The 16867-nt window shown below is 31.0% G+C and carries 14 protein-coding genes; 11 read left to right on the forward strand and 3 right to left on the reverse strand.

The window, feature by feature from the left end:
* Positions 1 to 9: 9 nt before the first annotated feature.
* Positions 10 to 453, forward strand: coding sequence for a DUF3021 domain-containing protein (locus JHL18_RS05120; RefSeq protein WP_200266780.1), 444 nt, complete (start codon positions 10 to 12; stop codon positions 451 to 453).
* Positions 454 to 778: 325 nt separating this feature from the next.
* Positions 779 to 1579 (forward strand): SDR family NAD(P)-dependent oxidoreductase, encoded by an 801-nt coding sequence (locus JHL18_RS05125; RefSeq protein WP_200266782.1) that lies wholly within the window; start codon positions 779 to 781, stop codon positions 1577 to 1579.
* A 333-nt stretch (positions 1580 to 1912) separates the two neighbouring features.
* On the opposite strand, the gene JHL18_RS05130 is transcribed toward JHL18_RS05125, so the two are convergent.
* Positions 1913 to 4993, reverse strand: a complete 3081-nt coding sequence (locus tag JHL18_RS05130) for an MMPL family transporter (protein WP_200266784.1) — start codon at positions 4991 to 4993, stop codon at positions 1913 to 1915.
* A 581-nt stretch (positions 4994 to 5574) separates the two neighbouring features.
* On the opposite strand from JHL18_RS05130, the gene JHL18_RS05135 reads away from it, so the two are divergent.
* From JHL18_RS05135 to JHL18_RS05165, 7 genes are all read left to right on the forward strand, one after another.
* Positions 5575 to 6780: a sensor histidine kinase gene (locus JHL18_RS05135; RefSeq protein ID WP_243277785.1), complete on the forward strand. Its 1206-nt coding sequence runs from the start codon at positions 5575 to 5577 to the stop codon at positions 6778 to 6780.
* On the forward strand, positions 6749 to 7426 hold the full coding sequence (locus JHL18_RS05140; RefSeq protein WP_274600928.1) for a response regulator transcription factor: 678 nt from the start codon (positions 6749 to 6751) through the stop codon (positions 7424 to 7426). Before JHL18_RS05135 ends, JHL18_RS05140 begins: the two co-directional genes overlap by 32 nt.
* Positions 7427 to 7489: 63 nt before the next feature.
* Complete coding sequence (locus JHL18_RS05145) at positions 7490 to 7969, forward strand: hypothetical protein (protein WP_200266790.1); 480 nt, start codon at positions 7490 to 7492, stop codon at positions 7967 to 7969.
* A gap of 298 nt (positions 7970 to 8267) precedes the next feature.
* Positions 8268 to 9599, forward strand: coding sequence for a methyl-accepting chemotaxis protein (locus JHL18_RS05150; protein ID WP_200266792.1), 1332 nt, complete (start codon positions 8268 to 8270; stop codon positions 9597 to 9599).
* A 157-nt stretch (positions 9600 to 9756) separates the two neighbouring features.
* Positions 9757 to 10104, forward strand: a complete 348-nt coding sequence (locus JHL18_RS05155) for a winged helix-turn-helix transcriptional regulator (RefSeq protein ID WP_200266793.1) — start codon at positions 9757 to 9759, stop codon at positions 10102 to 10104.
* A 217-nt stretch (positions 10105 to 10321) separates the two neighbouring features.
* Positions 10322 to 10828, forward strand: a complete 507-nt coding sequence (locus JHL18_RS05160; protein WP_200266795.1) for an isochorismatase family protein — start codon at positions 10322 to 10324, stop codon at positions 10826 to 10828.
* 169 nt (positions 10829 to 10997) lie between these two features.
* Positions 10998 to 11555 (forward strand): CBO0543 family protein, encoded by a 558-nt coding sequence (locus JHL18_RS05165; protein ID WP_200266797.1) that lies wholly within the window; start codon positions 10998 to 11000, stop codon positions 11553 to 11555.
* 114 nt (positions 11556 to 11669) lie between these two features.
* Here the strand turns inward: JHL18_RS05165 and brnQ are convergent, their stop codons facing one another.
* Complete coding sequence (gene brnQ / locus JHL18_RS05170) at positions 11670 to 13028, reverse strand: branched-chain amino acid transport system II carrier protein (RefSeq protein ID WP_200266799.1); 1359 nt, start codon at positions 13026 to 13028, stop codon at positions 11670 to 11672.
* 549 nt (positions 13029 to 13577) lie between these two features.
* Here brnQ and JHL18_RS05175 point away from each other — a divergent pair.
* Positions 13578 to 13856 carry a hypothetical protein gene (locus JHL18_RS05175; protein ID WP_200266801.1) on the forward strand — a complete coding sequence of 93 codons (279 nt, stop codon included), beginning with the start codon at positions 13578 to 13580 and terminating at the stop codon, positions 13854 to 13856.
* 141 nt (positions 13857 to 13997) lie between these two features.
* Here the strand turns inward: JHL18_RS05175 and JHL18_RS05180 are convergent, their stop codons facing one another.
* The gene (locus JHL18_RS05180; RefSeq protein ID WP_200266803.1) at positions 13998 to 14522 is read right to left on the reverse strand and encodes a DUF4825 domain-containing protein; all 525 of its coding nucleotides are present in this window, start codon (positions 14520 to 14522) and stop codon (positions 13998 to 14000) included.
* Between the two features lie 301 nt (positions 14523 to 14823).
* On the opposite strand from JHL18_RS05180, the gene JHL18_RS05185 reads away from it, so the two are divergent.
* Entirely contained in the window at positions 14824 to 16683 is a 1860-nt protein-coding gene (locus tag JHL18_RS05185) for an ATP-binding protein (protein WP_200266805.1), read from the forward strand.
* The last annotated feature ends 184 nt before the right edge of the window (positions 16684 to 16867 follow it).

Below are 16867 nucleotides of genomic sequence, written 5' to 3' on the forward strand. Positions count from 1 at the left end.
GGCCACATTATGAAAATTAGTGAGTATTTGAAAATTATGTTGAAAGACTTTTTTAAAGCTTTTGGGTTTTTGATGATTATTGTTACAATATATTTAAGTAGTAACTCTATAACAATTCTTGGAACTTCACTACTTTGGCAAATTATATTATTGAGTTCAGGATATGTATTTTTCAAGTTTGCCTTTGTAAATAAGTATGATTTAGATAAAAAGACTCAAAACATTAACCTGTTTATCTGTTCTACACTTGCAGATGTTGTTATATTGGTCTGGCTATGGCTATTCAGTCCAAATAGAGCGGTTGACAGTAGTACTATGATATTATATGCGATCATAATTTTTTCTGTTAAAGTATTGGTTTTTTCGATGATGCATATAGACGGCCAGGCACAGGCAAAGCAACTTAATGAAAAATTGAATGAATATAAAAAAGGGGCAAAAAGTAAGCTTTAATGAGAGTTTAAGCTTTTGGTTGTACTATATAACTCCAGTAAAGAGCGCATAAAGTCTGGGAAGTAAGGAATCTTTGAAAAAGAAACTTTACTTCTTATTTTTTTATCCATAGTTCCTTGCCTTAAGGTACATAACATTCTGCCCCAAGGTACAATTGTTGGCGTCATTTATCACATGTAATATAAAGGTATAGCAGTTATCAATAAAGATAAGATAAAAAGCAGTATAATAATGTTTTTGGGTATAAGAAGATAATTGAACCAAAGACAAAGACTGGCGAGTGTGTAAGAATAGATAAAAATTATTGAATGGAGGATAATTTATTATGAAGGTAGCAAATAAAAATATAATAGTAACTGGTGGAGGAAATGGTGTAGGAAGAGAACTGGTTCTTAATTTATTATCAAAAGGGGCAAGAGTTATAGCAGTGGATATAAATCAAGCTGGACTTCAAGAAACCTTTAGAATTTCAGGTGATAATGAAAGATTATTAACTAGGGTTGTGGATATTACAGATAAGGAAGCCGTATCTAACTTTGCGGAAGATATCATTTCAAAGCTTGGACATATTGACGGAGTGATTAATAATGCAGGAATTATTCAACCTTTTATAAACTTAAAGGACTTAAGTCTAGAACAGATAGATAAAGTAATGAGTGTCAATTTTTACGGTACTTTATATATGACTAAGGCATTTTTAAATCACTTATTGACTAGACCAGAGGGACACATTGTTAATATTGCAAGTATGGGAGGATTTCTTCCAGTCCCTGGACAAAGCTCCTATGGTTCTTCAAAGGCAGCGGTTAAGTTAATGACTGAAGGCTTATATTCAGAACTACTAGATACAAATGTAAATGTCAGCCTTGTATTTCCAGGGGCAATGGCTACAGACATAAAGAAGAATTCAAAACTTACTGATAAGGGAGTCACAGAGAAAGAAAAAAGTTCTAAAATGCTACTTAAACCAGATACTGCGGCAGAATTAATTATCAAAGGTATGGAAAAGAATAAGTATCGCTTTTGTATCGGCAAAGATGCTAAAGCTATGAATTTTCTTTATAGCATAAATCCAGGCTTTGCAACTCGATTAATTAAACGTGTTATGGGATCGAAAGAACACTAGATAAATTGATTATTGCAAGAAAGTACTCTGATTAAATATAACATCATTCAAAATGTTTGTATTAAAAGTATATTATTATAAAGATCTATAGAGTAACTAATCTATAGGTCTTTATTAATTTATATGAAGTTAATTTGCAAGCTTTTGGAGTAGTTAAGTTTAATCTGTTTTAATATATAAGGGATGTATTCTACAAAAAAAGAGGCCACAGAATATCTAATAAGTTATTAGTTTATTCTGTAGCTATTTTTAAAATTCTATATAGGTTGATCACTTCGTAATAAATTTATTGTTTTTAAATTCTCTAACCAGAACCAGTTATAGTTTTAGAAATTATGCTACTTTTCTATCTTTACTTAGCTCTTTCTTATTTCTTGAGAATATATTTGTTAAAGTACTTGGAAGTGCAATCATTGCTGGTAAGAATATAGGAAGTAGTATGAAGCAGAGCACTACAAGACCTACAATTACAGCAACTGCTAGTTCAGATAAAAGTACTAATCCAGAAGGCATAAGTGTAGCAAAAGTACCTCCAAGAATTATTACAGCTGACATTACAACGCCACCGATATGCTTAGAAGCTAAAACTATTGCTTCTTTATTAGACATATTAGGATACTCTTTAAAGCGCATCATAACGAATATACTATAGTCCACTCCTAATGCTACTATTATTATAAAGGAGAAGAATGGAACGAAGGAGGATATACCCTCTAAACCTTTAATATTTATAAAAATAAAGTCTAATATATACATTGCAGCATAATATGCTCCTAATAATGAAGCGGTTATTACAGCTGGTTCCCAGATTGATCTTATAACAAGAAGCAACACAAGGAAAACACCTATAATTACTACAATTGTTGTTTTATTTAGATCTCTGCTCAAGACATTATTCATATCGTTTGTTGTAGAACTTGGACCTGATACCCCAGTTTTAGCATCAGATAGTATTGAAGCTTTAAGGGTAGCTGAGGTAACGCTGTTTATTTTTTCGACGATATCACATGCTTTTTCTGAATATGGATCAGCATCTAAAATAACTGTTAATTTAGTGATATTTCTATCTTTAGACATAAACATATCTAAGGCTTTCTTGAAGTCAGAATTAGTTAAAGCTTCCTTTGGAATGTAGAAGGTTTTATTGCTATTAAGCTGTGTCAAGAAACCATTTGTCTTATCCAAACCATCTGATATTTGACTTAAGCCTCCATTAATATCTGATAGTTTTTGCCCAAAAGTACTGAAGCCATTAAGCCCTTCAACTAATTTCTGTTGTCCTGTTTTCATCTGACCAAGTCCGTTAGCTACACTATTCATATTTGTAACTATTGTACCTATTCCAGAAGCGGTTTTTCCAAGACCTTCTTGTAGTTTTTTCAAACCATCAGACATTTGAGCTAAGCCAGTACTCATTTGCGAAAGTGCTTTATTTGCTGTACCAAAACCTTCTGTTGCAGCATTGTAGTTAGAATTTAAGGTCTGGATTCCCTCAGGAGTAATTTGATTTAGTGATTCTGACAACTGTTCTATAGTTTTCTTTAATCCTATATAGTTAGGGTCAGTACTAGAATTTGGATAGTTATTACCTAAGGTATTTACCATAGTTTGCATTTGAGTTAAGGCGCTTTTAACTCCAAGAAGAGCCTTGGCAGCACCCTGGTAGTGAGATCCCATCTCTTTATAACCTGATTGCATTTTTGTAAAGTTATCAGATAGTTGACCTAGCCCACTACTCATCTTATTAAGATGAGTTTGGATAGCTTCAATACCACTACTTATACTTTGCGATTCGCTTGAACCCCCGTCTAGACCCTTTTGAATCTGAGTAAGCCCATTTCCTAGGGCAACAACACCATCTTGAAGTTTGGCGGTTCCATCTACCATTTGGCTAACCTGTGAAAAGTCTGCTGAAGTAAGTTTATCAGAGGCTAGCTTTAAACCATCATTTATCTGGTCAACTCCATCTTTAGTCTTAGACATTCCGTCAGTAACTGAAGGCATTTGACCGCTAATATAGAAACCATCAATTTGCTTACCTTCTGGTTGAGAAACAGAAGAAACCTTGCTTACACCTTTGATATCCTTTATTCTTTCTGTCAAATTATCTATCACTGCAAAGGACTCGTTGTTATCTAAAGCTTTATCATATTCAATTGCTACAGTAGCAGGCATAGCCTGACCCTTACCGAAATGCTCAGCTATAAGATTAAAACCTTTAGAAGAAGGTTGTGAATCGCCAAGTTCTCCTACAGTATCAAAGTTAAGCTTTTGTTGGTGAAAATATATAGTTGGCAATATCATTAAAAATACAATTAAAACCGATACTACTGGGTGTTTTGTTGCAAAGGTTGAGGTCTTGCCCCAGAATTTATTTTCACCATGACCGCTGATTTTCTTTGAAGGCCAGAAAAGTTTATTACCTAAAAGCTTCATCATAAAAGGTGTTAAGGTTAAAATCTCAAGTAATAGCACTGCAACACCTATAACTACAACGACACCAGATTGATAAGTTGGTGATTCTGCAAACATTAAGCTAAGGAAGGCTATAAATACAGTAAGTATACTGAAAGCAATTGTTTTACCTGCAGTCTTGTAGGTATTTACTATAGCATCATCTATAGAGTAGCCCTGTGATAACTCTTCCTTAAATCTATTGAACAGAAGAATATTGTAGTCAGTTCCTATACCGAAAAGTATTAGTATAAGAAGCATCTGGGTAAGACTTGTCACTGGAAAGCTGGCTTTATCGATTAACTGAGCAGCAATTCCCATAGAGCACATGTAGGAGAAGGCAACTGCTATTAAGGATACCAACGGAGTAACCACTGATCTAAACATTATTATAAGTACCACTAAGATAAATATAACTGTTAGTGCAGCACTTTTTTCAACTCCAGATTCAGCGGATCTTTGATAGTCATCATTTATAAAATCTTCTCCACTAAGGTAGTATTCTGATTTTACATTGGAGAGTTTATTATCTAATTGCTTCTTTATTTCATCTACTTCTCTTGATTTTTTATCAAGCTTGAAGCTGACCATTAGAGTTGTGCCATCTTTAGAAATTAAAGAATCTTTTGCTTCAGGCATACTAAAGGGATCAATCATACTATTTATGCCTAATTCATCACCGCTGTCAGTCAATGATTTTACACTCTCACTAATTTGTTTCATTTCATCATCTGAAATTTTATTTTTATCATAAAAAACTATTATGTCATTGCTACCTTTAGTTGTATCCATCTTGCTAACTATAGAGTCGGCAATTACCGAAGGGCTATCATTACTTAGGACCTTTTGTCCCTTTACTCTAAGTATTGCATTGATGTCTGGCTGAAATGCTGCGAGTAGAACTGTTGCTATAAGCCAAACAGCAAAGATAAAATAACGACCTTTTATTATCTTTCTCATATATTATTCCTCCCATTGACATAAATGTAAGTGAACATTTATTCAGTGTTATATATAATGTCATTTAGCTTATTATGAAATGCTGCAATCTTTTTGAAGCTATGTTCATCTATAAAATAGAAAGAATAACCTCTAAATTTAGATATAATTAATGAAATAAATACAAATTAAAAATGAGGTTAAGTTATAAGGTTTAATTGAAGATCACGATAACATCAAAGTATTCATCCTTTAATAAATAAATTTTTCATAAGGCTAAAATAGATTATGAATTAAGTATAGGTTCAGTTTATAAGAGCAACAATTGTACCTTAGGGCAGAAGGATATGTACTTTTAGGCAGGAACTATTATGAATCTGAAATTAGTTAGTGAGTTTGGCTGTTATAATATATTAATCAATTAAGTATTATAAAGTTATAACTTACTCGGAGATAGTATTGGAGTAATGCTACCGTTAGATAATTGCAAGTTGCCCAAAGGTACAATTGTTAAAGAAATGAATTTATTATAAGATAGGTATTAATATTAAAGTATACATATATTTGACCTTATAAAAAGGAAGGTGCTAGCTTTGCGCAATATGTTCAAATCAACCTTTACATCAGATCTTGACTATAATGTTTTTCCTAAATCTCCAGCATTGGTAGGGATAGTTCTAATCTATCTTGCTACAATTTTTATGCCTAGTTCAGGCGGATTGTCTTCACGAGAAATTATAGGACTTACAATAGTAATGATATTTCAATTGATGATATTTTTATTTTCCAATAAAATTTTTAAAAACAAATATTGGCTTTACTTTATTGTTCAAGGAGTAATAACCTTTGATTACGCAGTGATAGCACCCGAAGGATATAAAACTATATTACTTGGACTAATTCCACTTTTTGTTATTCAAAGCATGATAGTTTATACAAGAGCTCTTTATGTTATTGTTACGGCAATTTACTTTTACATCATTTTTAGCTTTACAATTATAATTATTAGTGGCTGGAAGGAGCTTCTTGGCTCATTACCGTTACTTGTCATAATAACTGTAGCTTTACGGATATACTCAATAATATTCTTTCAACAAGTAAAATTGCGAATTCAAAGTCAGAAGATTTCACAGGAATTGGCGTTAGCCTATGAGAAAGTTGAAGAGCTGACATTGATTAATGAAAGACAGAGAGTAGCTAGGGATTTACATGATACCCTATCTCAAGGTATTGCAGGAACCATCATGCAATTAGATGCAGTAAATGCTAACTTAAATAAAAATAATGTAAAACGTGCTCAAGAAATAGTGCAAAAAGCTATGGACCATGCTAGAAAAACCTTAGCGGATTCAAGACTTGTTATTGACGATTTAAGATCAAAGAGTGATGAAAAACTGAATTTTGATGAAGCTTTAAGAAGAGAGAGGGATTCATTTAAGAATGTATCAGATACTTCGGTAACCTCAAATCTTATACTTGAAGCTCATATACCTGTAAAAACTTCAAAACATATCTTGTATATTGTGAGAGAAGCATTAAATAATATAGCAAAACATGCAAAAGCAGAAAATGCAAAGGTAGAAGTAATAGAAAACAACAACCACATATATATAAATATTATTGATGATGGTGTAGGATTTGATGTTAAGTTAATAGATAGACTTTTTGGTCATTATGGAATACTAGGAATGACAGAGCGTGTAAAAGCAATAGGCGGAAAGATTAAGATAAAAAGTAAAAGAAGATTAGGTACAAATATAAGCGTCATTATACCAATTGAGAAAGGAATCGATGGTGAAGATGAGTAAGAGAAGAATATTGGTAGTAGATGATCATTTGATAGTTAGAGAAGGATTAAAGTTGATTTTTGAGACAGAAGAAGATTATGAGGTTATAGGAGAGGCTGAAAACGGAGAGAAGGCATTGCTTTTGATAGAGGAGTTGAAGCCGGATGTAGTCTTAATGGACCTAAATATGCCAAAGAGAAGTGGCTTAGAGGCTTTAAGGGCTTTGAAAGAGAAAAACAATCCTATACCTATAATAATACTCACAACTTTCAATGATAACAAATTAATTACAGAAGGTCTTTCATTGGGAGCAAAAGGTTACTTGCTGAAAGACAGTACTCGTGAGGAACTTATAAGAACAGTTGAATCTGGTATAAGGGGTGAGATATTACTACAACCTGAAATCAGTAAAAGTATTTTTGGAATTAAGAAGGAAACTGATCAAAAGAACAATACCTTTAATAACTCAATTACAGAAAGAGAGAGGTTTGTTTTGCAAGCTGTAGCTAAGGGATGCACAAGTAAGGAGATAGCCTTTGATATGGGGATATCTGAAAGAACAGTGAAGGCTCATTTAACTAACATTTATAGCAAGCTTAACGTTGAATCAAGATCAGAGGCAGTTGCTGTAGCTATAGAAAATGGGATTATTCATATAGACAAATGATATTGATTTTTATATTAATATATTTCAATTATAAAAAGTGATTAGGGTACATGGGGTGGTTGTTTGTTTATTGTTACGAAGGTTAAGTTGTTAATATCAAAACTGTATGAAGAGTTTAGAAAATCAAAAAGTATAAGGGCTTTATGGGATTTTATATATATCGGTGTTATTGGACTTAACAGCTATATTTGGTTATTTCATAATAATCGTAACGAGCCTAAAATGAAATATGTCATTGTTGGTATGGCGATTGTATATGTGGTGACATCATTTTTACTATCAGTAATGTTTAGAGGAGATAAGCTGAGAAGGCAAAAGATATATTTAGTAAGAAAAATATTTCGATTAATTTACACAGCTGTGTATCTTACAATTATAATGCTACACTTAATAAATTTAGGTTTGTTTGATACTATACCCGACGGTAAGGTTGAGTTGTTAATTTATAATATAGTTATGTTTATTGTAATTGCTATAACAGGTACTATATCGCTTTGGTGGAAAAAGGTTTTAGATATAATTTTAAATATTAGAAGTAGATAATTAATGAAGATTGATAAGCTGTTATTATTTATAGATAAACTACTTCATATTAGAATTTATCCAAATAAAGATTCGTAGAACCATCGAAATCTTTATTTGGAGTTTAATGACTGAAGTAGTTTATCAGTTCAAAGGAATAGATAATCCAGTTCTGGCTAATAAAACTAGGCGATATTTCTGTTAACTATTAATGTCAATAGGATTATAAGATATAGATTCTATTTGGAACTGGTTTATCTATATATACGAAGATGTTATATAGAAGTGATAGTAAATGAAGCATTAGGGAGAGTTGAAGATGAATATAAAGAAAAAAATTATGGATTTAACCTTAAATTCAGTAAAATTTAAACTAATATTTGCAGTAGTAATTGTTCAATGTCTAAATTCTTACATAGGACAAGGTGTTAATTTTGCTATAGCACAAGGGAGAGATGCACTTAAAGATTCAGGGGTTTCTACTAAGGTTTTTGATGGGAATATAGGATTATTAGTAGCTTCTGGGCTGAGTATAATAACATCAGTTTTCATAATTGTTTTTGTATATGACAGATTGGTTTTAAAAAGGTTAAAAAAAGTTTTTGAATACACTAAGAGGCTGGAAAAGGGTGATTTATCAAAAGAGCTTAAATTTAAGGGCAATGATGAAATTAGTGTTTTAGGAAATGCCTTAGATAAAGCGAATCTAAATATAAAATTGCTAGTATCTGATATAATGAATACTTCTAAAACTATTAATGACTCAGCTTATGAGATGTTGGCAGCTACTAAGAACTCCTCCAGTAATATTAATAGTATTAGCACATCCTCATCAATACTTAAGGAAGATGCTTCAAATCTAATATATACTGTTGAAAAAGCCAATTCATCTATTGATAATATATCAAAAACAACTGATCAGCTTCTAAGTAAGGTAGGTGATGAGTTAAATTCATCAGATGAGATGAAGAGAAGGGCAGAAAATATGAAGGAAAAGGTTAGTTTTTCTCTTAAAAAAGCAAATATAACTTATAGCGAGAAACAGGATAAAATTCTTAAAGCTATTGAAGCTGGTAAGATTGTAGAAGAAATAAGAGTTATGTCAGATACTATAAAAGAGATTTCAGATCAAACAAATCTACTTGCATTAAATGCATCTATTGAAGCGGCAAGAGCTGGTGAGCAAGGCAAGGGGTTTGCGGTGGTAGCTGAAGAGGTTAGAAAGTTGGCAGAGCAATCTACAGAAGCTATATCCAATGTGGAGAGTTTAGTTGCAAAGGTAGGAGAAGTTTTTAATAACCTATCTATATGCTCACAGGATATATTGAATTACATAGATACTAATGTTAAAGAAGATTATGAATTATTGCTTGAAACTGGTGATCAATATGTAAATGATGCAGAGTATATAAATAATATATCATCAGAAGTAACTTATTTTACTAAATTAATAAATCAATCTGTAAAAGAGATTGGAAAAGCAATTGATAATGTGGTTGAAATGTCTAGAGAAAGCTCAAACTCAACGGATGAAATTGATAAGAGCATATCACAAATTAATTATGCTGTAAGTGAAGTAAGTGCTGCTGTAGACAAACAAGTTAGCTTAGCAGATGAATTAGAGAAATCTGTTGAAAGGTTTACTATATAAAGTTTTTTATTATAGTAATGTATATATTTGATAGGTTATTGTAAGTAGTATACAATTAATATAGATAATCCAGTTCTATCTAGTAAAACTAAGTGGTACATCCATATATATTAAATTAAATTTAAAGAATATATTTGTTTTCACAAGGAGAATTAATATGAAGGTTCGTAAGGAATACACTTGTCCTCTAGAAATTACCCATGACATTTTAAAGGGTAAGTGGAAAACAGTTATTCTCTGGCAACTTGGTTATCACGGAAAATCATCTTTATCTAAACTAGAGAAAGATATAAAGGGGATAAGCCAGAAGATGCTGTTAGAGCAGTTAAACGAGTTAAGGGAATTTGGACTTGTTGATAAGATACAGTATGAAGGGTACCCTCTTAAGGTAGAGTATTTTGTTACGGAAGATAGAGGGAAGAGAGTACTAATGGCTTTGGCAATCATGCAGGAAGTAGGAAGAGAATACATAAACGAAAAGGTTAAAAACATTGATACAGATTGAAGTATCAATGTTTTTTTGATTGGACAGGAATAGGATATCTCTAGATTTAGGTGCATGTACCCCATACACACAAAAAAGTGGGTAATTTTTAAATGTAATAATCCATGTTATTATCTGTTCATAAGCTTTATGGAATTAGAGTTGTTTAAACATAATTATGTATTAATCTTTAGTAATATAAAGTATAAAATGAATATAAAACTTGGAGGTCTTAGAGATGAAAAAAGCACTTATAGTTATTGATTTGCAGAATGATTATTTTCCAGAGGGGAAGTTTCCTTTATGGAATGCTGAGAGTACTTTAAATAACGTAGAAAAGGCTATTGAAAAGGCTAATCAAAACAATATTCCTATAATCTTAGTTCAACATGTTTCGGGTAGTAATTCATCATTCTTTAGTGAAGGTACAGAAGGTGTAGAAATCCACCCAAGAGTGCTAAAAGCTGCTCCAAATGGGAGAAATGTTATTAAGAAAGTTGCAGATAGCTTCTATAATACAAATTTAGAAGAAGTTTTATCAGAGCTAGAAATAGAAGAACTGCTTATATGTGGTATGATGACTCAAAATTGTGTTGCTTTCACAGCTATATCTAAAGAAGCAGAGAAGTATAGTGTGAAAATATTAGGGGATTGCTGTACAACTGTAAGTGAACCTATACATGTAATTGCGCTGAATGGAGTTTCAACAAGGGTTGAAGTCATAAGTTATGAGAAAGTTTTTTAACTAAGAACAATTAAAATTAATGAATTTATTACCGTCAGATGTTACCGACAATCTGCATAACTCCTTATTTTAGAGAAGCGTTTATATAAATTATAATAATCAAGGAAATAATAATTATAAGATGAGATCTGAAAGATAAACGAACATATTGGAAAATGGGAGGAAATATATGCACTCTAACATGGAGTCATTACACGAAAAAATACTTGATTTAAAAAAGACGGAGTTAGACTTATCGCTACAGCATTGGTATAATTACGAATTATTTACCTGGCAATGGTGGATAAAATTTGTCTATATAATTATTCCGATTTTTTTACTATATAAGTTACTGGATAGAAAACGAAGTTTTGAGATTTTAACCTATGGGCTTATGATTAGCTTGATGGCCACAGTGATAGATATTGCAGGATCTGATTTTATGATATGGAATTATAAAATCAGGTTGCTTCCTGTAGGGATTTTTCTAGTTCATGATACGATATTTATACCTATTATTTCTATGTTACTGTATCAATACTACACAAGCTGGAAGGCTTTTATAACAGCTAATCTAATATTATCTGCAATAGGTGCTTACATTGAAGAGCCAATAGCTGTTTGGATTAATATATATGAACCGCTTGCATGGAGACATACATATTCTTTTTTTGCATTTTTTGCTATGACTGTTATATGTAAATATATCACTCAAAGGTTATTAATTAATAAAGCAAAATATGAATAAGTAAAGCACATGATAATAAACAAAAAATCACTTCCATAAAGCTATCTGTAAATAAAACTTTCACTAAAGATAGTTTAAAAACAGCTGAGAGCCTATGGAAGTGATAATTAAATTCTATGCTGTGATACTATTCTTTCCACGTGCACCCCAAATAATCAATCCAATAATAAATCCACAAAGTGCAGGGATAATCCATCCAAATCCATAATTATATCCTGGTAAATATGAAGTAGCAAGGTTAACAAGATTTTTTACTAAAGCATTATCTGAAAGTGGTTGTGGTAGTGCCTTTAAAAGATCAAAAAATGCAGCAATAACAGTTAAACCAGTAGTCCATTTATATATATCGCTTTGTTTATTTATAAATGGAGTTAATAAAGATAGTAAAATCAAAGTAATTACTAGTGGATAAAGGAACATTAATACTGGAATAGAGAACTTTATAAGATTGCTTAATCCAAAGTTAGCAATTACAAATGAAAAAAGCGTAAAGGCTATAGCATACTTCTTATAAGATAATGATTTAGGAAACATCTCACTAAACATTTCAGCACAAGATGTAATTAAGCCGATAGCTGTTTTTACACAAGCAACTCCTACTATAGCTGCTAGTAATACTTGACCCACAACGCCAAAATAATGATTACTAACTAGAGACAAGATAGCGCCACCGTTATCAGCACGACTTACACTGCCTAAACTTGTAGCACCCATATAGGCTAAGGATGCATATATGATGGCCATACCTACAACACTTACCAAACCTGACTTGCAAGTTTCAATAGCAATTGAATTAGAATCTTTAACACCTAACTTTTGAATATTGGAAATAATGATTATAGCAAAAGCGACAGAAGCCAAGGCATCCATAGTGTTATATCCATCTAATAAACCAGTGAATAATGGCTGAGCGACATAATCACCTTGAGCAGCAAAATTACTTGCATCACCCATTGGGTTCACAAAGGTAGCGACTAATAAAACTGATAATAATACCAAGAATATAGGTGTAAGGTATCTGCCTACCCAATCTAAAATTTGAGCTGGTTTTAATGAAAAATAAATAGTAATTGCAAAAAATATAAAGGAAAAAATAATAAGTCCTATTTTTAAATATTCATCAGAAATAAATGGATGAATCCCCACCTCAAATGCCACTGTAGCAGTACGAGGAATTGCAAATAATGGACCGATTGTTAAGTACAATAAACATGTGAACACAGTTGAATACTTAGAACTAACAGGTTTTGCCATATCAAATAAGCTTTCGCTTTTTGAAAGTGCTGATGCTATGATACCAAGAATAGGTAGTCCTACACCAGTTATCAAAAATCCTATAGTTGCTGTAAAAGCATGATTTCCAGCTTGTTGTCCCATCTGAACTGGAAATATTAGATTACCAGCACCGAAAAACAGCCCGAATAATAATGAACCGATTAGCAAGTTTTGATTAAAACTTAGCTTCTTTTTCATATGTTGTCCCCCTTTTTTATTACTATTACCCAAAAAATCTCATGTTATTTTATATAAATAACTACAGTATTTTTTTGTAATACCTTAATTAGTTATTTTATTATAATATACTTATTGAAATTAGTAAATTTGTTTTTTTATAGACTAATTGAAATCTAATTCGTAATGATTAAATGGATTTGTTGAAAGTTTATTATAGGTATGCACTTTGTATTGAAATTTATATTTTTACTAATTTCTATATATAATTACATCTGGAATTTTAGGGAAAGTAATATCAATTTTGCAGTATTGATAATAATAATATATTAGAGTATAATCCAAAGAAAAACTTAGTATATAGTTTTGTTAGAATTTTAGGTATGATAATTAAGAAAAGTTGAGAGTTAAGAGTGTGGGACATGCACAAAAAAAGCAGTCTAGGTTGTAAACAATAGATATGTGAATAATAAATTGGAATTTATGTTTGGTAAGTCTATAATATGATAACGTACACTCTATTGGATAAAGATTATATCAGTACTGATGAATAGTTGGAGGATAGATATTATGATAAGAATATGGGGAAAAGTTATTAAAAATAACAAAATAATTATGGATGATGTAGCTACTTCCGATAACGAAGATAACTTTGAAGTAGCTGTAAAGGAATGCATAAATGAACTTTGTGAAAAGTTTGATATCTCAAAGCCTTATTGGTTAGATACTAATATAAGAGAGTATAATAGAAGAAGAAAGACCACCTTCAATGAAGATAACTTTATCGAAGATATAGACTTTGATAGATTTATAGTTGAACAATTAGAAGACGAGAAAGAAAAATATTAAAAACTTAGGCCAGCATCTATTTTTATTGATGCTGGCCTAAATTTTTATAAGCTAATTCAAGTTATTCAACGCTTACGCCCCATTTTATAAATGGCAAAGAATATATTTTTGTATGATAATAATGTATCTTTAATATCACATCTAACTTTTTAATATGGTATCTAATGAAGTGTCATCTTTAAATAAGTTCTTTAAATCTCCACCATACTTTTTTTCTAAGGTATTTCTGTCATATTTATAATGTTTCTCACCTATATTCTCTACATTAAACTCCACTGTGTTAGCATTTTTTATAAGTGCCATTAACACTACTGCATTTCTCTCCAAGAGATCGTTAATATTAACGTTACTCCAAAATTTATTATAATCCTCTTCACTTGAAGCTTTATTCGCTTTGTAGTTAACTGTAATCCCATATGGTTCTTTATCAGTTTGTAGACTTATCCCTGCACTATAAGCATTGGCAGGAAGTTTTGAGATTATGTTTGCTACAGCACTGTTATCACCAACATAGGAATCTTTATACTTTATCAAATCATAAGTCTTAGTTTTAGAAGTTTCTTGTTTAGGTTGGTTTGTGGTTTTAGATGAATCATTATTGCAGCCTATTAAAGTTAATGACAATACTAACATTAGAGGTGTTATTATTTTAAATCTAATATTCATTGAAATCCTCCTATCTCTAGATCTTTTAATAAGGAAACACTTTATTTAAAGTACAACATAACTATATCATATAGTATCTATTTAAAAATGAAATAAAATAAACAAATTGTGGATATTAATTTTGCGGATCTTATGCAGATTTTCTTGTTTGTATGAAAAATATTTACAATTATACAATAATATTGCTAATTTTGTAAAATAAAAATATAATTTAGGATATAAGTATTAAAAAAAGACAACGATGCTATAAAATTAAGGCTGAGCTTTTATAACGGATTAAAAGGTGAAAAGGGGTCAGGTTATGAAAAAGCGTAAACATAGACTTATTGGTATGAGAAGAAAATTATTTATATTAATTTTTATTACACTTATACCATTAACCTTCCTAGTAGTATATGAAATTAAAAGTAATTTTACTTCAAGTATTAATCAAGAACTAAATTCAAGCCAAGACTACTGCGAAGCTATAAGTAGCTCATTTACAAACTATATTACTAAGGTTTGGACTAATCAATACTCAATCGGACTTTCCATGGCCTTAAACAAAAAATGGATACAGAGTGACATAGAAGAATTTATGAATGCTGTGCTTCCTTATGATAACGGTATATTTAGTTATACCTGGGTAAAACCAAATGGTGATGTGGTGACAAGTACAAGTGCTGGGGTTAGAGGGAAAAATATAGCTGATAGAGATTATGTACAAGCTATAATGCATGGAGAAGATAAGGTTATTGGTGATTTAAGATATGCAGCAAATGGATATGATTTAATAATTCCAGTGGCAAGGGCAATACGAGTTAGTGGAGTATTGCAAGGAATCATTATAAGCAACATTGATATAAAAAGATTGGACAGTGTACTGCCGGCAACTAGAACAGGAAAGTCAAGTAAATATGGACTGATAGATAAAAATGGGCGAATTGTTTACGCAAATGATAGTAAGGGGCTCTCCTATGACCAAAGAGTGATTCCACAAAGCTCCAATGGGTGGAGAGCACTTAACGGAGAAATTTATAGATATAGCTTTAAATTATCAGACTTAGAGGGCACAAAGCAGGTGGGGGTAGACTATCCTATTAAAGATATTGGCTGGAGTTGTTATGCTACTTCACCTATTTCGGAGATAACAGGAATTCAGATAAAAAGAGTAAAGAACGACTTGATGGCACTAATACTAGTTTATATTGTTTCCTTTATAATTGCGTTTCTTATTGGAAGACAGCATATATACTCAATCAATAAGATAAAGGATGCTACCAATAAAGCTCTTTACAAGGACAAAAGTTATAAAACTGACTGTAAGGGAATAGATGAATATGAAGAGGTGGTAGATGCATTTAACCAAATTACAGAAGGCTATAATCAAAAAATCAACGAAGTAGAGGAATACAGTAATTTAAAGGCTAATTTTATGGCTACCATGTCACACGAACTAAAAACCCCTTTAAATATTATACTTGGCTGCGTTCAATTAATGGAAATGCAAGTTACAGAAAATCAATCCTTTAATAAGTACCTAAAGATGCTAAAGCAAAACAGTTTTAGGCTTCTTAGGTTAATAAATAATTTTATTGATATAAATAAGATTGAAGTAGAAAATTTGACTTTAAATTTAGCAAATGACGATATTATAAGAGTCATTGAAGATATTTCCTTATCCATTGTTGAATATACAAATCTAAAAAACATAGAAATTATATTTGATACCGAGATAGAAGAAAAGTATATGGCCTTTGATCATGACAAAATTGAAAGAATATTACTGAACCTGTTATCTAATTCAATTAAATTCACAGAAGCTGGAGGAGTTATAATGATTAATATTTATGATAAAGGTGATCATATAGTGGTTTCTGTAAAGGATAACGGTATAGGTATTCCAGAAGAGATGCAGGATAAAATATTCGATAGATTTGTACAGGTAGATAGTACACTGAGAAGGAGAGCAGAAGGTAGTGGAATTGGTTTATCACTAGTAAAATCTTTAGTTGAACTTCATGAAGGCACAATATCAGTAGAAAGTGAACTTGGAAAAGGCAGTGAATTCGTAATTGAACTTCCTATAAAGCAGGTTGAAAAAAAGCTACAAGCTAGCATTGAGGGGAGTTTGACTAATGTAGAAAAAATAAAAATTGAATTTTCAGATATTTATACATAAATTTAGACATGAAAGGATAGCTTAATATAATGATTTATGTAAAATATTTGAATATTACATAGAAATTTCATAAAAAGTGTGATAATATTATACAGGTTGTAAAATAGATAATAAAATTTATATTTACAACATTATTATTTTGTTAAAGAAATATCTTTGATAATTAATGAAAGATAGTGTAAAA

Origin of the sequence: Clostridium yunnanense (assembly GCF_016595795.1) — a bacterium.
GTDB lineage: Bacteria > Bacillota > Clostridia > Clostridiales > Clostridiaceae > Clostridium_AR > Clostridium_AR yunnanense.

Bases quoted from the DNA above. Each gene is read 5' to 3' on its own strand.
- JHL18_RS05160 (WP_200266795.1), top strand. From the start codon at position 10,322: ATGAAAAAAGCACTTATAGTTATTGATTTGCAGAATGATTATTTTCCA.
- JHL18_RS05130 (WP_200266784.1), bottom strand. From the start codon at position 4,993: ATGAGAAAGATAATAAAAGGTCGTTATTTTATCTTTGCTGTTTGGCTT.
- JHL18_RS05180 (WP_200266803.1), bottom strand. From the start codon at position 14,522: ATGAATATTAGATTTAAAATAATAACACCTCTAATGTTAGTATTGTCA.
- JHL18_RS05165 (WP_200266797.1), top strand. From the start codon at position 10,998: ATGCACTCTAACATGGAGTCATTACACGAAAAAATACTTGATTTAAAA.
- JHL18_RS05125 (WP_200266782.1), top strand. From the start codon at position 779: ATGAAGGTAGCAAATAAAAATATAATAGTAACTGGTGGAGGAAATGGT.
- brnQ (WP_200266799.1), bottom strand. From the start codon at position 13,028: ATGAAAAAGAAGCTAAGTTTTAATCAAAACTTGCTAATCGGTTCATTA.
- JHL18_RS05185 (WP_200266805.1), top strand. From the start codon at position 14,824: ATGAAAAAGCGTAAACATAGACTTATTGGTATGAGAAGAAAATTATTT.
- JHL18_RS05135 (WP_243277785.1), top strand. From the start codon at position 5,575: ATGTTCAAATCAACCTTTACATCAGATCTTGACTATAATGTTTTTCCT.
- JHL18_RS05120 (WP_200266780.1), top strand. From the start codon at position 10: ATGAAAATTAGTGAGTATTTGAAAATTATGTTGAAAGACTTTTTTAAA.
- JHL18_RS05150 (WP_200266792.1), top strand. From the start codon at position 8,268: ATGAATATAAAGAAAAAAATTATGGATTTAACCTTAAATTCAGTAAAA.
- JHL18_RS05175 (WP_200266801.1), top strand. From the start codon at position 13,578: ATGATAAGAATATGGGGAAAAGTTATTAAAAATAACAAAATAATTATG.
- JHL18_RS05155 (WP_200266793.1), top strand. From the start codon at position 9,757: ATGAAGGTTCGTAAGGAATACACTTGTCCTCTAGAAATTACCCATGAC.